15 protein-coding genes are annotated in these 16,567 nt (G+C 69.5%); 10 read left to right on the top strand and 5 right to left on the bottom strand.

All coding sequences use genetic code 11. The features are described from left to right. Window positions 1-68: 68 nt before the first annotated feature. From ACFXOO_RS00265 to ACFXOO_RS00255, 3 genes are all read left to right on the top strand, one after another. Window positions 69-1,721 (top strand): DHA2 family efflux MFS transporter permease subunit, encoded by a 1,653-nt coding sequence (locus ACFXOO_RS00265; RefSeq protein WP_394562425.1) that lies wholly within the window; start codon window positions 69-71, stop codon window positions 1,719-1,721. A gap of 77 nt (window positions 1,722-1,798) precedes the next feature. Then, window positions 1,799-2,224 (top strand): MarR family winged helix-turn-helix transcriptional regulator, encoded by a 426-nt coding sequence (locus tag ACFXOO_RS00260; protein WP_378843453.1) that lies wholly within the window; start codon window positions 1,799-1,801, stop codon window positions 2,222-2,224. A gap of 5 nt (window positions 2,225-2,229) precedes the next feature. Next, window positions 2,230-3,576: an MFS transporter gene (locus tag ACFXOO_RS00255; RefSeq protein WP_378843451.1), complete on the top strand. Its 1,347-nt coding sequence runs from the start codon at window positions 2,230-2,232 to the stop codon at window positions 3,574-3,576. Window positions 3,577-3,582: 6 nt separating this feature from the next. Here ACFXOO_RS00255 and ACFXOO_RS00250 read toward each other — a convergent pair whose 3' ends face one another. After that, a complete protein-coding gene (locus ACFXOO_RS00250) occupies window positions 3,583-4,851 on the bottom strand; it encodes an FAD-binding protein (protein ID WP_394562424.1) in 1,269 nt (422 codons plus the stop codon). Window positions 4,852-5,083: 232 nt separating this feature from the next. On the opposite strand from ACFXOO_RS00250, the gene ACFXOO_RS00245 reads away from it, so the two are divergent. The 6 genes from ACFXOO_RS00245 (at window position 5,084) to ACFXOO_RS00220 (ending at window position 10,590) form a co-directional block, all read left to right on the top strand. Next, a complete protein-coding gene (locus ACFXOO_RS00245; RefSeq protein WP_378843447.1) occupies window positions 5,084-5,275 on the top strand; it encodes a ferredoxin in 192 nt (63 codons plus the stop codon). Beyond that, entirely contained in the window at window positions 5,272-6,444 is a 1,173-nt protein-coding gene (locus ACFXOO_RS00240) for an NAD(P)/FAD-dependent oxidoreductase (RefSeq protein ID WP_394562423.1), read from the top strand. Before ACFXOO_RS00245 ends, ACFXOO_RS00240 begins: the two co-directional genes overlap by 4 nt. Window positions 6,445-6,505: 61 nt before the next feature. Beyond that, window positions 6,506-7,759, top strand: a complete 1,254-nt coding sequence (locus ACFXOO_RS00235) for a cytochrome P450 (RefSeq protein WP_394562422.1) — start codon at window positions 6,506-6,508, stop codon at window positions 7,757-7,759. Between the two features lie 113 nt (window positions 7,760-7,872). Then, window positions 7,873-8,745, top strand: coding sequence for a helix-turn-helix transcriptional regulator (locus tag ACFXOO_RS00230; protein ID WP_378843441.1), 873 nt, complete (start codon window positions 7,873-7,875; stop codon window positions 8,743-8,745). 142 nt (window positions 8,746-8,887) lie between these two features. After that, entirely contained in the window at window positions 8,888-9,868 is a 981-nt protein-coding gene (locus ACFXOO_RS00225; protein ID WP_394562420.1) for an aldo/keto reductase, read from the top strand. Further along, window positions 9,865-10,590 carry a creatininase family protein gene (locus tag ACFXOO_RS00220; protein ID WP_394562418.1) on the top strand — a complete coding sequence of 242 codons (726 nt, stop codon included), beginning with the start codon at window positions 9,865-9,867 and terminating at the stop codon, window positions 10,588-10,590. The genes ACFXOO_RS00225 and ACFXOO_RS00220 overlap by 4 nt, the downstream gene beginning before the upstream one ends. A gap of 96 nt (window positions 10,591-10,686) precedes the next feature. Here ACFXOO_RS00220 and rhaS read toward each other — a convergent pair whose 3' ends face one another. Genes rhaS through ACFXOO_RS00200 form a run of 4 tightly spaced genes read right to left on the bottom strand, consistent with a single transcriptional unit; the run spans window position 10,687 to window position 15,395 of the window. Continuing rightward, window positions 10,687-11,742 (bottom strand): rhamnose ABC transporter substrate-binding protein, encoded by a 1,056-nt coding sequence (gene rhaS / locus ACFXOO_RS00215; protein WP_394562417.1) that lies wholly within the window; start codon window positions 11,740-11,742, stop codon window positions 10,687-10,689. A gap of 58 nt (window positions 11,743-11,800) precedes the next feature. Further along, window positions 11,801-12,856, bottom strand: coding sequence for an ABC transporter permease (locus ACFXOO_RS00210; RefSeq protein ID WP_378853242.1), 1,056 nt, complete (start codon window positions 12,854-12,856; stop codon window positions 11,801-11,803). Continuing rightward, entirely contained in the window at window positions 12,853-13,884 is a 1,032-nt protein-coding gene (locus ACFXOO_RS00205; RefSeq protein WP_394562415.1) for an ABC transporter permease, read from the bottom strand. Before ACFXOO_RS00205 ends, ACFXOO_RS00210 begins: the two co-directional genes overlap by 4 nt. Next, window positions 13,881-15,395, bottom strand: coding sequence for a sugar ABC transporter ATP-binding protein (locus ACFXOO_RS00200; protein WP_394562414.1), 1,515 nt, complete (start codon window positions 15,393-15,395; stop codon window positions 13,881-13,883). Before ACFXOO_RS00200 ends, ACFXOO_RS00205 begins: the two co-directional genes overlap by 4 nt. Before the next feature lie 134 nt (window positions 15,396-15,529). Between ACFXOO_RS00200 and ACFXOO_RS00195 the strand changes: the two genes are divergently transcribed. Next, window positions 15,530-16,540 carry a LacI family DNA-binding transcriptional regulator gene (locus ACFXOO_RS00195; protein WP_378843428.1) on the top strand — a complete coding sequence of 337 codons (1,011 nt, stop codon included), beginning with the start codon at window positions 15,530-15,532 and terminating at the stop codon, window positions 16,538-16,540. Window positions 16,541-16,567: the final 27 nt, after the last annotated feature.

Raw genomic sequence — 16,567 nt, 5'->3', positions numbered from 1 at the left:
CCGCGCAGGAGACCGGCGGTGCTATCGTGGCATCCGTCCAATTTCGCTAGAAAAGCTAGGGATATCTCGTGGCCGAACTCTCATCCAAAGCCCACCGCCTGCGGTGGGTGGGCCTGATCTTCATCAGCATCGCGGTGTCGTTGATCATCGTGGACTCGACGATCGTGAACGTCGCGATCCCCTCGATCGTCGACGACCTCGGCATCTCGTCGACCCAGGTGCAGTGGGTGCAGGAGGCGTACACACTCGTCTTCGCCTCCTTGCTGCTCCTCTTCGGCAGCCTCGCCGACAGATTCGGGCGACGACGGATGCTGCTCATCGGCGTCATCGTCTTTGCTCTGTCGTCCGTGCTCGCGGCGCTGGCGCCCACGGGAGAGCTGCTGATCCTCTCGCGCCTGGTACAGGGCATCGGCGGAGCGATGATCCTGCCGACGACGCTGTCGCTCATCAACGCGACCTTCCGGGGGCGGGAGCGCGGAATCGCCTTCGCCGTCTGGGGCTCCACCATCGGCGGCATGGCGGCGGTGGGACCGCTGCTCGGCGGCTGGCTGACCACCGCGTTCTCGTGGCGATGGGCGTTCGGCATCAACATTCCGCTGGGCATCATCATCGTGATCGGCGTGCTGCTCACCGTTCAGGAGTCCTCAGAACGGCGAGCGGGTGCCCTCGACGTCGTCGGAGCGGCCTTGTCGGTCGTGCTCTTCGGCTCGCTCGTCTTCGGGCTCATCGAAGGACGCTCGTTCGGATGGTGGACGGCGACGGAGAACGTCGACCTCGGCCCGATCGACTGGACCTGGAGCGTGTCGCCGATCCCGTTCGCCTTCGGGCTGGCGATCCTGGCGGCGGTGGGATTCGTGGTCTGGGAGATCCGCCGCAGCCGCGCGGGCCGATCGACGCTCATCGAGCCATCGCTGTTCCGCATCACCTCGTTTCGCAACGGCAACATCGCCGCTCTCGTCGTCTCGCTCGGCGAGTTCGGCATCATCCTGTCGCTGCCCTTGTGGCTGCAGTTCGTGCTCGGCTTCGACGCACTCCAGACCGGGCTCGTGCTGCTCGCGCTCGCGGTCGGCTCGTTCGTGGCGAGCGGCTTCGCGGGAGCGTTCAGCGGACGGGTCGCTCCCGTCGCGGTGGTGCGGATCGGCATCCTGGCGGAGATCGTCGGCATCGTCTGGGTGGGGATCGTCGTGGCGCCCGATGCCGCGTGGGGATGGCTGCTGCCGGCCCTGTTCATCTACGGCTTCGGAGTCGGCCTCGCCACCGCTCAGCTCACGGGCGTGGTGCTGCAGGACGTTCCCGTCGAATTGTCGGGACAGGGCTCGGGCACGCAGTCGACCGCGCGTCAGGTGGGCTCGGCGCTCGGCATCGCGATCCTCGGAACCGTGCTGTTCACGAGCACGGCGGGCGTGCTGGGCGCCCGCCTCGACGACCAGGGGGTCCCCGCCGCGCAGCGCGACTCGGTCGTCTCGGCCGTGGTCGACAGCGCGGGCGGCGCCATCGCGGGGCTCGTCGCGGACCCCGCCACCGCGGACGTGGGAGCCGACGCACAGGCCGCGTTCTCCGACGGCACGCGCTTCTCTGCCTTCACGGCGGCAGGCTTCCTCGTGGTCGGACTGCTCGCGTCCCTGTCGCTCGGCTCGGGGTCGGCACCGGCGTCGGGCTCGGGCTCGGGGCCGCGGAAGAGGGGCGAGGAACGACCGGAGGATGCCGCGGCCGGCCGCTGAGAACGCACACCCCGAACGGTCAGGTAGTGGGCGTTCGATTTCCTTAGCAGAGCTAATGAGCTAGGCTAAGTAAAAGCATGAGTACCCCCCATCCCGATGCCGCATCCGACCTGCGCATGGCCACCTTCCGCCTCGCCCGACGTCTCCGGGCGCAGCGCGCCGTCGACTCGATGGGCGACGGTCAGTTCGCCGTCCTCGCCGCCCTCAAGGTGCACGGTCCCCACACGCTGAGCGAGCTGGCGGATCGCGAGCGGGTCACGGCGCCGTCGATGAACCGCACCGTGAACTGTCTGGAGGAGTCGGGGTACCTCACCCGGACGCCCGACGAGAACGACCGGCGCAAGGTGAACATCGCGCTCACGCCTCGTGGACTCGACGTCGTGCAGGAGACCGTCCGGCGTCGCGATGCGTGGCTCGAGGAGGCGCTCGCCGAGCTGTCCGGCGACGAGCGCGAGCTGTTGGAGCGCGCGGCCGAGGTCATGCGCAAGGTCGCCGAACGATGAGGGGCATGTTCCGCTCCCTCCGGCTCTACAACTTCCGGGTGTGGACCATCGGCGCGCTCGTCTCCAACGTCGGCGGCTGGATGCAGTCGACTGCTCAGGACTGGGTGGTGCTCACCCAGCTGACCGACAACGACGCCACGGCCATGGGCATCACGATGGCCCTGCAGTTCGGGCCGCCGCTGCTGCTCGTGAGCGTCACCGGCTGGGTCGCCGACCGGTTCGATCGGCGCAGGCTCCTGATGCTCACCCAGACGATCCTCATGGCCCTGGCCGTGGCGATCGGCGTGCTGCTCCTCACCGACGTGATGACCCTGCCCATGATGTGGTGCTTCGCCCTGGGATTCGGCGTCGTCAACGCTTTCGACGGCCCGGCGCGGCAGGCCTTCGTCTCCGACGTCGTGGCGAGGGAGAACGCGTCGAACGCGGTCGCCTTGAACGCGGCATCCTTCAACGCGGCCCGCATGATCGGACCCGCGGTGGGCGGCTTCATGATCGTGCTCGTCGGCACCGGCTGGGTGTTCATCGTGAATGCGATCACGTTCCTGGCGATGATCGTCGCGCTCATGCTGATCCGGCAGCGCGAGCTGATCCCGCGTCTGCGGTCCGCGGGCTCCGCGCGCCTCGCGGACGGTTTCCGCTATGTCGCGAAACGACCCGACCTCATCGTCACCTTCGTGATGGTCTTCCTCGTCGGCGCTTTCGGGATGAACTTCCCGATCTTCGCCTCGACCATGGCGCTCGAATTCGGGCAGCAGGCCGACGGCTACGGCATCCTGAGCTCGATCCTCGCGGTCGGTTCGCTCGCCGGTGCCCTGCTGGCCGCGCGCCGCGACCGTGCGCGCATGCGCGTGGTCATCTTCGCCACCGGCGGGTTCGGGATCGCGTCGCTGGTCTCGTCGTTCATGCCGGTGTACGGGTTGTACGGCGTCACGCTCGTGTTCGTGGGGTTCTGCACGGTGTCGATGCTGACGACCGCGAACGGCTACGTGCAGACCACGACCGACCCCGCGCTGCGCGGCCGCGTGCTCGCGCTGTACATGGCGATCCTGATGGGCTCCACGCCGGTCGGCGCGCCCATCGCGGGCTGGGTCGCCACGACGTACGGACCGCGCGCGGCGATCCAGCTCGGAGCCCTCGCCGGGCTCGTCGCCTGCCTCGTCGGCCTCGTGTGGATCGCGGCATCCGGCCGGCTGCAGCGCGATGCCACCCGGCGCTTCCGGCTCACGATCGACGAGACCCTGCCGATCCGCGTCGTCGCCCCCGAGGAGTTCAGCGAGCAGATCGCGTCGACGACCCCCGTGCCGCTCCCCGAACCCGCCGGCTCGCCGACGGGCCGGACGCCACCGCGCTGAGCCCCGCTAGACCTCGCGCGCGCGCAGACCGACCCGCTGGAGGTGGGCGTTCCTGAACCGGCCCTCCGGGTCGAGGCGCTCGAACACCGCTCGGGCATCGGCGAGCCGCGGGTGCACCTGCGCCATCCGCACCGCGTCGAAGGAGTGGTACTTGCCCCAGTGCGGCCGCGCGCCGAACGGTGCGAGGGCCTCCTCGATCTGCGGGATGACGCGGGCCACCCCGGCCGCGTCGTTGCGCCACGTGAAGTGGATCGCGAGAGTGTCCCGTCCGCTCGCTCCGCTCAGCCACAGGTCGTCGGCGGCCGCCGTGCGCAGCTCGCTGACGAACAGCAGAGGACGGATGCTGTCGGCCAGGCCGCGCACCGCCTGCAGTGTCGCCACGGCGTCGGCCCGGGGCACGAAGTACTCGCTCTGGATCTCGTCGCCGAAGGACGGCGTGCCGTCGAGGCGGAAGTGCGGCAGCCGGTGCAGCCACGGGCCCGGCACGCCACCGAGTGTCGTGAGGTTCGGATCGTGCTCGTCCCCGAGGGGGGAGGCCGGGTCCTTCCGGTGGCCGTCGAGGAGAGCGTCCGGCACGGGGTCGTCATCGTGCGCGAGGCGCGTCTTGACCCACACCGAGTCGAGCGTGGTGTCGTCCCACGACGTGAACACCGACACGCTGTAGCCCGCGCCGGTCACCGCGGAGAGATCCTCGAGCGCGGCATCCCATGTCACGCCCGCGTAGATGTCCTGCCGCATCCGGTAGGAGGGCTGGATGTCGAGGGTCAGAGCGACGGTGATGCCGAACCCGCCCACGCCGGCGACCGCGGCCGGGAAGTCGGCGTCGCCGCGCGCGAGATCGTGCACCTCGCCGTCGGCACCCACGTAGCTGATCGCCCCGACGGCGGTGGTGAGCACGCCGTTGCGGTCACCCGAGCCGTGCGTCGCCGTGGCGGTCGCGCCACCGACGCTGATGTGGGGCAGCGAGCCGAGATTGTGCAGCGCCCACCCGCGCTCCTCGAGCCAGAGGGCGAGCACGCCGAAGCGCGTCCCTGCGGCGACCGTCACGGTGCGCGCCTCCTCGTCGAGGGCGAGCACGCCGTCGAGCCCCGAGACGTCGATGAGCGTCCCGGCGGTGTCAGGGAGGTCGGTGAAGGAGTGCCGTGTGCCGAGGGCATGCACCTTGCCCGCGGTGGCCGCTTCGCGGGCGACGAGCGCGCGCACCTCGTCGACGGAGGTCGCCGCCTCGATCCGGGGTGCGGTGAACTCGTACGTGCCTGCCCAGTTGCGTTCCATGCGCGCTCCTTCACTTCGAACGATTCACGCTAACCCCTTCGGACGGCTCGGGGGCGGCGGTCGACATCCGCGAGCCCGCACCGGCGAGCGCTGACCTCGGTGCGTGCCGCTCGCGAGGAGGCGCCGTGACGGTCCAGTCCATGTTCTGAGGGCGACGACCATGTCGGCGACGGGCGGCAGCGGATTGAATTCTTCTGACGCAGGAGATGCGAACAGGGACGAAGGAGTACCGATGGGTGTCATCGTCACGCAGGATGCCTGCATCGGAGCCGGGCAGTGCGCCCTCGTCGCTCCCGACGTGTTCGATCAGGACGACGACGGCATCGTGGTCGTCCTGAATGCCGAGCCCGAGGGCGACGACAGGGTTGCCGCGACGCGTGCGGTGCGACTGTGCCCGGCGCGGGCCATCGCCCTCGAGGGATGACCGTCTCGAGGGGTGTCGTCGTCGTCGGCGCATCCATCGGCGGCCTCACCGCCGCGGAGACGCTGCGGGAAGAGGGCTATGCCGGACCGATCGTCCTCATCGGTGACGAGAACCACCTGCCGTACACGCGTCCGCCGCTGTCGAAGCAGATCCTGCTCGGGGAGTGGGAGCCTCATCAGGCGGTGATCCGCGAGGTCGGCGAGATCGACGCGCTCGGTGTCGAGTTCCGCTCCTCCTGCACCGCGACGGGACTGGACGTCGGGCTGCGCGTGCTGCACACGACGACCGGCGACGTCGCCTTCGACGAGTTGGTCATCGCGACGGGCACGGGGCCGCGCCGTCACCCCGCCCTCCCGGATGCGCTCACGCTGAGGACGATGGGCGACGCCGTTCGGCTGCGGGATCGGCTGGCCGCCGCCGGTCGCGTGGCTGTGGTCGGCGCGGGCATCCTGGCATCGGAGGTCGCGAGTGCGGCCCGCCACCACGGCGCCGACACGCTCCTGGTCGGCCGAGGCGCCTCGCTCAGTTTCGGCGGCGTCGGGACCCTGCTCTCCGCCCCGCTGGAAGACCTGCACCGGGAGCACGGCGTCGAGCTGGCGCTGAACACGCACGTCCGCGGCAGCAGACCGCTCCCCCGCGGGTCGGAGCTCGAGTTCTCCGACGGCAGCGTGCAGCGGGTCAATGCCGTGTTCGCCATGATCGGCGGCAGCCCGCGAACGGAGTGGCTCGAAGAGTCCTCACTGGACATCTCCGACGGCGTCGTCTGCGACGAGGCAGGTTGTGCGGCGCCCGGCGTGTCGGCGATCGGCGACGTGGCAGCGTGGCGCGACCCGGGGTCGGGCCGCCACGTGCGCGTCGAGCACCAGAGCAACGCCATCGAGCAGGCGGTCGCCGTCGCGTGCCGCATCGCGCACGGACAGCAGTCGGCTCAGCCGATCCCCCTCTTCTGGTCGGAGATCCACAAGACGCGCATCAACGCGTTCGGGTGGTTCGATCGCGATGCGCGGGTGGTGGATCTCACACCTCCCGATGCCGTCGGCACGGTCTGGGGGTTCGGCGGACGCGTCGAAGGCGAAGTCCGCGGCGTCGTCGGGTGGAACGCCTCACCGAAGGCCTTCCGTCAGGCGCGCGCCGTGCTCGCCCGCTCCGCGCTGGCGACCACCGGCTGATCCGACCGAGTCCCCCGCCCCACCTGTCGCCGCCCACGATTCGAAACGGAAGAAACGGCCCATGTCCGAACCTGCTCAGTGCCCGTTCCACGCTCGCGCGCTCCCCGGCGACGGCACTCCGCTGTCGCCTTCCCCCCGCCTGGCACAGTGGCGTGCGCAGGCCGCGTTCATGCCTCTGGATTTCCAGGATGGTCACGAAGGTCTGGTGGCCACGCGGTACGAGGCGGCGATCGACGTGCTCCAGGATCCACGGTTCAGCATGCGACCCGCCCGCATGCCGGTAGGGCCCAACGCCGCGGACGACCCCGCCGCGGCAGAGACGTCAGCTGTTCCCCTGGAGGCGCCGGGTGAGCTCGACGACGCGGGGCAGCAGTCGGAGGAGTTCAATCTCCTCACTCTCGACGGCGAGGAGCACGCGAAGCTCCGGCGGGCGGTCACGGCGCGGTTCTCCCTCCGCCAGGCGAGGATGCGACAGCCGTGGATCCACGAGATGGTCGTCGCGCAGATCGAGGCGCTCCGGGCCTCGGGGCCGGTGGTCGACATCTGGCGCGATTATGCCCAACCGATCGCCGCGCGCACGCACTGTCACGTGATCGGGGTTCCCGAGGCCCGATACGAGCGTTTCGTCGAGCTGTTCGTCGGCGTGTCGACCGCCCAGCAGAAGTACGACTTCATCCGGGGACTGATCGAGGAGCGGCGGACCGATCCGGGCGAGGACGTCATCACCGACCTGCTGCACGACACCGACCTCTCGCGCGTCGAGATCGAGGGGCTGCTGAGGCTGCTGCTGGGAGCCGGGCGCGATTCGGTCGCGTACCTGATCGCCACGGCGACCGTGGCGCTGCTGATCAACCCCGACCAGCTCTCGGCGTTGCGCGCCGACCCCGAGCGCGTCACGGGCGCTGTCGAGGAGTTCATGCGCACCGGAGCGATGTTCGTCACGCTGTTCGCCCGCACCGCGCGGGAGGATGTCGTGATCGACGGCGTGCCGATCGCGGCGGGCACGTCCGTCGCCGTCTCCCCCGTGTCGGCGAACCGCGACCCGGCGCAGTGGGGCGACCGACCCGACGATGTCGATGTCTCCCGCGATGCCTTCGGCCACCTGGGGTTCGGGCAGGGCATCCATGGATGCATCGGGCAGCAGGTCGCCCGCGTCGAGATCCGCGAGGGGATCGGGGCGCTGATCACCGCCTTCCCCGACCTCGAGCTGATCGAGGCGGAGCAGCTGTCACCCATGCCGTTCGCGCACCCGGTCGCCGTGTACGAGGCGGGCGCGGTCATCGTGCGGCTGGGCGGCGCGACGACCGCAGTCTGAGGACGACGACTCCCGGACCCCGACAGCCCCCGACCCCGACCCGACCGGGGCTGCGCCGCGACCGATCGCGACGAACTACCATCGCGAGCACAGGGTGAGCAGGAAGGCGCACGATGACGGTGCTCGAGGGCGACGATGCGGACGGACCCGTCGTCGTCGGCGCCAATTGGTACCGGTTCGCGTCGGGCGAGCACATCGTCAATCCGCATGTGATGAGCGTCTCGTTCATCTGGGTGGTGAGCGGAGGCGGTGAGATCCGCGCGGACGACCAGCTCTTCCCTGTCGACGCCCAGCACGTGCTGCGCCTGCCCTGGCACCACCGCGTGGAGTACCGCGCGCACCGCCGTGCGCCGTTCCACATCGGCACCCTCCACGTCGTCGAGCGGCATGACCGGTCCTCCCCCGTCGTCCCGCGGGTGGCCCACCGCCCCGGGGATCCCCTCCTGCAGGATCCCGCACGATCCGGCGACGCCACGGCGTTCCGCGCAGGTCTGTCGTCGATGAACAGCGGCGCAGCCCGGCGGATCACCGAATACGGCACGCTCGCGATCGACCGCCTGGGCGACGGCGGGTTCGACGAGTCCTACTTCCGGGCGCTGGGGCGGCTGGTGCTGTCGGAGAACGCCGGGTGGTCCCGATCACAGCCTTCGTCCTCGACGCTGCCGGGTTCGCTCGAGCTGATGATGACGTTCATCCGACACCACGTCGCCGAGCCGCTGACCGTCGCGCGGGTCGCGGAGGCCGCTCGGTGCAGCGAGACCACCGCGCAGCGCCTGTTCCGCGCGCACACCGGCGAGACCATGCAGGAGTGGATCCGACACCTGCGGCTTCGCGAGGCCGGCACTCTCCTGCGCACCACCGGCCTCAGGGTGAGCGAGGTCGCGCTGATGGTCGGATACTCCGACCCGCTGTACTTCTCGCGGGCCTTCCGGCAGGCATACGGCGTCGCACCGAGTCGATTCGCGCACGGCAGCCTGCGGCCGTGAAACACGGCGCCTGCGCATGCCGTCGCGGGCGTCCAGTCCATGTTTCGCCGTTCCGCCGACAGACCGCGTGCACCGCGAATCCCTAGATTCGAACGTGGGCGGCACTTCCGGGTGCGCCGCGAGCGTGAAGGAGCGCATTCCGATGGCCGTGAATCTTCGACCCTTCGGCCGCACCGGCTGGGACATCAGCGAGATCGCCTTCGGCGCGTGGCAGCTGGGCGGGCAGTGGGGACCCGTCGATGACGAGGAATCGGTCCGCGCACTCCTGTTCGCCTACGAGCAGGGGATCAATTTCGTCGACACCGCCGAGATGTACGGGGCGGGGCACAGCGAGACCATTGTCGGACGATCCCTCCGACAGTGGGACGGCGGGCGCATACGCGTGGCCACGAAAGTGCAGCCCACGACCTGGCCGCATCCTTCCGAGGACGATCCCGACATCAGGAAGGCCTACCCGCCGACATACCTGCGCACCCAGGTCGAGCAATCGCTGCGCCGGCTCGCGCTCGAACGCATCGACCTGCTGCAACTGCACTGCTGGATGCCGAGCGGTATGCGCGATCACACCTGGCTGGACGTGCTGGGACAGATGCAGGCGGAGGGCAAGATCGACAGGATCGGCGTCTCCCTCCGCGATTACCGTGCGGATGAGGGAATCGCGATCGCCGCGGCCGGCGTGGTCGACTCCATCCAGGTGATCTACAACATCTTCGAGCAGCGTCCCGAGTCGGATCTCCTGGCTGCCGCGGCGGCATCGCGGACGGCCGTCATCGCGCGTGTCGTGCTCGATTCGGGTTCGCTCAGCGGGACATGGGATGCCTCGACCCCCGCCGGATGGGCGGACGATTCCGTGCTCGCCTCGATGTTCCGCGGCGAGCGCTTCGCCCAGACGATCGACCGCGTGCGCCGGGTCGAAGCCGTCACCTCGGGCTCCTACGACGGACTCGATGAGGCGGCGGTGCGATTCGTGCTGGACCGCCCGGAGATCTCCACGGCGATCATCGGCATGACATCCCCCGCGCGCATCGCCCGCAACGTGTCGTTCGCCGACGGGCGAGGACTCGCCGAAGGTCTCCGGGAGCGCCTGCGCGGCTTCGGGTGGGAGAGGAACTACTACATATGAGCATCCCGACCACTTCTTCCGTCGAACGGCTGAGCCCCCAGGAGATCCAGGATCGGCTGGGCGCCTCCCCCGTCGCGTACCTGCCGATGGGCTCGCTCGAGTTCCACGGACCGCACCTGCCCATCGGCCTGGACGCGCTCACGGCGCACGGGGTGTGCGCCGGCGCCGCCGACCTCACGGGTGGGGTCGTCTTGCCTGCCGTCTACCAGGCGGTGGGCGGGGAGCACACGGCCTACCCGTGGACGATCATGAGCTCCTCGCCCGACGCCATCTCGACGCTGCTCGGCGAGACGCTGGCGCGGCTCGCCGACTTCGGAGTGAAGCGGACCGTCATCCTGAGCGGGCACTTCGCCGACGGGCAGCGCGACCTCATCACGCGGGTCGCCGAACGGTGGTCCGAGAGGGCGACGACGATGAGCGTCGTCGCGCGCACGCTCGGCCAGGCGCCGCAGCCTCCGGTGACACCGGACCATGCCGGCCGATTCGAGTCGCTTCTGCTGCACGCGATCGATCCTGCGCTGGTTCACCCGGAAGCCCTCCCGGATGTGACGCATCATCCTGCGCCGCTCGGCGAGGATCCCTTCGGCGCCGACCGGCACCGGCCGGAGCATCCGCTCCACGGGGTGTTCGGGCCGGACCCGCGCCGTCTCGATCGAGCCGCGGCGGCACCGCTGTGGGAACATCTGGTCGGCTGGGTCGCCGGGCTCGCGACGCGAGACTGACGGCCGCGCGGCCGTGCACGCCGGCCGTCGGCGGCCGCCTTGCACGCGCAAGCGCCCGGCCGGCCGAAGCCGACCGGGCGCCCCGGGCGCGTCGACTCAGAAGTCGAACTCGCCGATGTTGGACTTGTCGAAGACGAAGGGGTCTCCGAGCAGCACGGTGGCGTCCGCACCCACCGTGTAGGAGCCCAGGTCGCCGGCATCGAACGTGTCGCCTTCCGCGCCCGTGATCTCACCCGTGATGAGCGCCGCCGTCGCGTACGCGGCGAGGTAGCCGAGGTCTTCCGGGTTCCACAGCGCGAACGACGTGACGGTGCCGTCCTCGACGTACTCGCGCATCTGGTTCGGCGTGCCGAGACCGGTCAGCGCGACCTTGCCCTTGTAGTCCGACGTCGACAGGTAGCGTGCGGCCGCCGAGATGCCGATCGTCGTCGGCGAGATGATGCCCTTCAGGTTCGGGTGGGACTGCAGCAGCGCCGCGGTCTTGTCGAACGAGATCTGCTCGTCGTCGTCGCCGTAGACGGTGTCGACCAGCTGGATGTCCGGGTGGTCGGCCGCGAGGAGCTCCTTCATCTTGTCGATCCACGCGTTCTGGTTCGTCGCGTTCGCCGTCGATGAGACGATCGCGATCTCTCCCGCGTCGCCGATCTGCTCGGCGATGAGGTCGACCTGCACCTTGGCGATGCCGTCGGCGGTCGCCTGGTTGACGAACAGGTCACGGCACTCGGGGTTGGTGTCGGAGTCGAAGGTCACGACCTTGACGCCGGCATCCCGAGCCTCGTTCAGCGCGTCGCAGATGGCCTTCGGGTCGTTCGCCGACACCACCAGGCCGCCGACGCCCTGCTGGGTCGCCGTGTTGATGTAACTCACCTGTGCGTCCGGACCAGACTCGGCGGGACCGACCTCGGCGAACGTGCCGCCCAGAGCCTCGACGGCGGCCTTGCCGCCCTTGCTGGAGGTGTCGAAGTACGGATTGCCGAGGTTCTTCGGCAGGAACGTGATGGCCAGGTTGTCGCTGCCGCCGGAGCCGCCGGTATCTGCGGTCGATCCACCGCCGGTGGAGCCTCCGCCGGTGTCGGCGCAGCCGGAGAGGGCGAGCGCCGCCGCGATGGCCACCGCGGCCACCGCGCCGACACGCTTGTGTGCAAACTTCATCGTTTCTTCCTTTCGTGTGGTGGCCGGGACGTGTGCCGTCGGCCGGGGCGCAGCCTTGTCAGGATGCTGTGGATGCTGCGAGGTGTGGGGGCCGACCGGGCCGTCGCCGGGCTCTTTGGAGCCAGGCGAGAACGCTGGCGCTGACGACCGAGAGCACGAGGAGCGCGCCCGTGATCACGTTGATGACGTCGGAGGTGATGCCGGCGAGGCGGAGGGCGCTCGAGATCACGCCGATCAGGAGCACGGCGGCGACCACGCCGTACAGCTGCCCGCGACCGCCGAACACCGACACCCCGCCGAGGACGACGGCTGCGATCACCTGGAGCTCGAGGCCCGTTGCGTTGTCTCCGCGGGCGCTGCCGAAGCGGAGCGTGTAGTAGACCCCGGCGAAGGCGGACACCAGTCCGGTGAGGACGAAGAGGATGAACTTGGTCCGCTCGACGTGCACACCTGAGAAGCGGGCGGCGTCCTTCGACAGCCCGATGGCATAGATGCCGCGACCGAACGGGGTGAAGTGGAGCATGACGATGAAGATCGCCAGCAGGATCAAGAACGGCACCATGATGTACGGGATCGTCGTACCCGAGATCTTCGCCTTCGCCAGCGCCGTCCACATCTCCGGGAAATCGGTGACGGCGGTCGTGCCGAGCAGGCCCACTGCCAGCCCTCGGAAGAGCGCGAGCGTGCCGATCGTGACGGCGAGCGACGGCAGTCCGGCGACGGTCACGAGGAAGCCGTTCACCGCGCCGCCGATGGCGCCGGCCAGCAGGGCCATCACCGCGGCGACGCCGAACGGAAGGCCCGCCTGCACGCCGAGTCCCGTCACGACACTGGCGAGCCCGACCATGCTGCCGACCGACAGATCGATTTCGCCCGTGATCATGACGAGCGTCATCGGCAGGGCGATCAGCAGGATCGGCGCCGTGTCCAGCAGCAGGTAGTTGAGAGTGATCGGCTGGCTGAATCCGCGCACGGTCGCCATCGAGACGGCGATCACGAGGATGAGGAGCACCACCGTCGCCGATTCGCGGTTGAGGACGAGCCGCCGCCACAGCGGCTTGTCGAAGTTGCGGACCGCCCGATTCGTCGACGTGGGCGTGGTCGTGGTCGTCATGACTGATCCCTCGCTTCGATGAGCCGGCGTCGCTGGCGGACCGCGATCCACCGATCGAGCACGATGGCGCCGATGATGAGCACGCCGACGACGGCGCGCTGCCAGAAGTCGGGGATGCCGAGGATCGGCAGCGCGCGGTTGATCGTCATCAGGAGAACCGCGCCGATCGCCGCGCCCCAGACCGATCCGACGCCGCCGGTGATGGCGACGCCGCCGATGACCGCGGCGCCCACGGCATCGAGCTCCCAGCCTGACCCCGCCTGCGAGCTCACCGAGCCGTACCGGGCGGCGTAGAAGACCCCTGCCAGAGCGGCGAGTGCACCGGAGAGGATGAACGCGGTCAGGATGCGCCGCGTGACCTTGAGTCCGTACAGCTCGGCGGCGGCCGGATCGGAGCCGGTGGCGTAGTACTCGCGGCCACCGCGGGTGTTGCGCATGTACCACGCGGCCGCGGCGAGCACGATGAGGGCGACGATCGTCAGGATCGGGATGGTCAGGATCTGCCCGGTGCCGAGGCCGAGGAACTCTTTGGGCATGTCCGACGCGTTGACCCGGGTCGATCCCGCCCACATCACGTTGATGCCGCGATAGGCATACAGCGTGCCGAGGGTGATGACCATGGCCGGCACCCGGGCGAAGGCGACGAGCGCGCCGTTGATGAGGCCGAGGACGCCACCGAAGAGGACGGCGATCAGCACCACGACGGGAATCGCTAGGTCGGGGATGTCGATGAAGAGCCGGCCGGTCAGATAGGCCGACAGCCCCATGACGGATCCGACCGACAGATCGACGTTGCGGGTGATGATGACGATCGCCTGGCCGACCGCCACGAGGACGAGGATCGAGGGCGTGAGCAGCAGGTCGCGCCACCCGTCGCTGCTGAAGAGGAAGGCCGGGTTCTTGGCGGTCGCCGCGACGATGACGACTCCGAGCGCGATCAGGATGCCGAACTCGCGCGCCTTGCCGAGCGCGCCGATGTGCTTCGTGATCCCCGAGACGGGGATGCGGGTGGTCGTGGTGGCGGTCACGCGTGCTGCTCCGATGCATGGGTGGCGGCGAACATGACGTTCTCGCTGGTGGCGGTGTCGCGGTCGATCTCGGCGGTGATCCGTCCCTCGCGCATGACGAGCACGCGGTCGGCCATGCCGAGCACCTCCGGAAGCTCGGAGGAGATCATGAGGATGCCCATCCCCTGGCCGGCGAGCTCGGACAGCAGTCGGTGCACTTCGGACTTGGTGCCGACGTCGATACCTCGCGTGGGTTCGTCGATGATGAGCACGTCCGGCTTGGTCGCGAGCCACTTGGCGAGGACGACCTTCTGCTGATTGCCTCCGGAGAGGGTCGCGGCGACCGTGTCCAGCGCATGCGACTTGACCTCGAGGCGGCTCGCCCACTCGCGGGCGGCGCGATTCTCAGCACCGGTGGTGAGGAGGCCGAACCGGGACAGCTGACGGCGGATCGCCATCGTGATGTTGCGGCCGACCCCCGCTTCGATCACGAGACCCTGCTTGCGGCGGTCCTCGGGCACGAGCGCGATGCCCGCGCGCATCGCGTCGGTGGGCTGACCGCGACGGATGCGCCGGCCCTTCATGGTGACCGTGCCCTCGCGATAGCCGTCGACGCCGAACACGGCGCGTGCGACTTCGCTGCGCCCCGCGCCCACGAGGCCCGCGAGACCGACGATCTCACCGGCGCGCACGTCGAAGGTGATGTCGTGGAAGATCCCCGGAGACGTGAGCCCCTCGACCCGCAGCAGCGGCTCGCCGATCACAGCGGTCTGCTTGGGGAAGAGGTCGGTGACGTCGCGTCCGACCATCTGCCGGACGAGCTCCGCCGGAGTGGTGTCGGGGATCGGCACGGTGGAGATGTACGAGCCGTCCCGCATGACCGTGACCGTGTCGCACAGCGCGAACACCTCGTCGAAGCGATGCGAGATGAAGATCAGACCGCGACCCTCGTCGCGCAGGCTCCGGGCGATCGTGAAGAGACGGTCGACCTCGATCCCCGACAGGGCGGCCGTGGGTTCGTCCATGATCAGCACCCGGGCGTCGAGCGAGACGGCCTTCGCGATCTCGATGACCTGCTGGTCGGCGATCGACAGGCCCTCGGCCGGCCGGTCGGGGTCGATCGTCACGGCGAGCCGCGTGAAGAGCCGCTCGACCTCGCGGCGCATCGCCTTGCGGTCGATCCGTCCGAGACGACCGGTGGGCTGGCGTCCCATGAAGATGTTCTCGGTGACCGTCAGATCGGGGAAGAGCGTCGGCTCCTGATAGATCACCGCGACCCCCGCGGCCTTGGACTGTGCGGTGGAGGTGAAATCCACGTCTTCGCCGTCGAGGCGGAACTCGCCCCCGTCGCGGCGGTACAGGCCGGCGACGATCTTGACGAGCGTGGACTTGCCCGCGCCGTTCTCGCCGATGAGGGCGTGGATCGAGCCGGCGTGCAGGCGGAGGCTCGCGGAACGCAGCGCCACGACGGCGCCGAACGACTTGACGACCTTCGACAGCTCGAGGACGACGGGTGCGTCGGTGGTCGGCACGAATTCCTCCTCGTTGAGGGCTTGAAATATTCTGAATCGATTCAGGCTCGATTCATGGTTACTGTAGACACCACTCAGTCGCCGGGTCAAGTCTCGAATTGGACACGGCGGAGCGCCCGGGCGAAGGAGCACACATGGCGGCGAGCATCAGAGACGTCGCAGACGCGGCGGGCGTCTCGGTCGGCACCGTGTCGAACGTGCTGAATCGTCCCGAGACCGTCTCGTCCGACTCGGCTGAGCGTGTGCTGGCCGCGATCGACCGCCTTGGCTACGTCCGCAACGACGCGGCGCGGAAACTTCGAAACGGCATCAGCACCACGGTCGGCTTCGTGGTCCTCAACGGCCAGAACCCGTTCTTCAACGACGTCGTCCGCGGCGCCGAGGATGAGGCGTCCCGTCACGGCATCGCCATCCTCTACGGCAACACCGACGAGGACTCCCGCCGCGAGCGGATGTACCTCGATCTGTTCGAGGAGCAGCAGGTGCGCGGCGTCCTGATCAGCCCCTACGGCGACATCCTGCCTCGACTGGAGAAGCTGCGCTCGCGCGGCATCCGTGCCGTTCTCGTCGACCGCTTCGGCGGGACGAGTCGCTTCAGCTCGGTGTCGGTCGACTCCGTCGCCGGCGGACGCATGGCCGTCGAGCACCTCATCGCCACCGGGCGTCGGCGCATCGCCTTCGTCGGGGGGCCGATGGACATGCGGCAGGTCACCGATCGGCTCGCCGGCGCCCGCGTCGCGGCCGAGAACGTCCTCGAGAACGTCGAACTGGAGGTCGTGTCCACCGAGGCCATGACGGTGGAGGAGGGCGTGCGGGCCGGCGCACGTGTGCTCTCACGCCCGCGTCGCGACTGGCCCGACGCGATGTTCGCCGCCAACGACCTGATCGCCATCGGCCTTCTGCAATCCCTCGCGGTGGGAGGACGGATGCTGGTCCCCCGCGACATCGCGCTGATCGGCTTCGACGACATCGCGTTCGCGGCCGGTGCCGCCGTGCCGATCTCGTCGATCAGCCAGCCGCGCGGGATGATCGGGCGGACGGCTCTGCGGACGCTCCTGGAGGAATGCGAGGACCCGGAGCTCATCCCCCGGCAGACCGTGTTCCAGCCCCAGCTCGTCGTCCGCGGCTCCACCTCGCCGCGCTGACCGGCGTCGGCCACCGCCGGACCGCAG

Origin of the sequence: Microbacterium sp. P03 (genome assembly GCF_043556235.1) — a bacterium.
Taxonomy (GTDB): Bacteria; Actinomycetota; Actinomycetes; order Actinomycetales; family Microbacteriaceae; genus Microbacterium.
The sequence above is the reverse complement of the archived record's forward strand: the minus strand, read 5'-3'. Positions and strand labels throughout refer to the sequence as shown.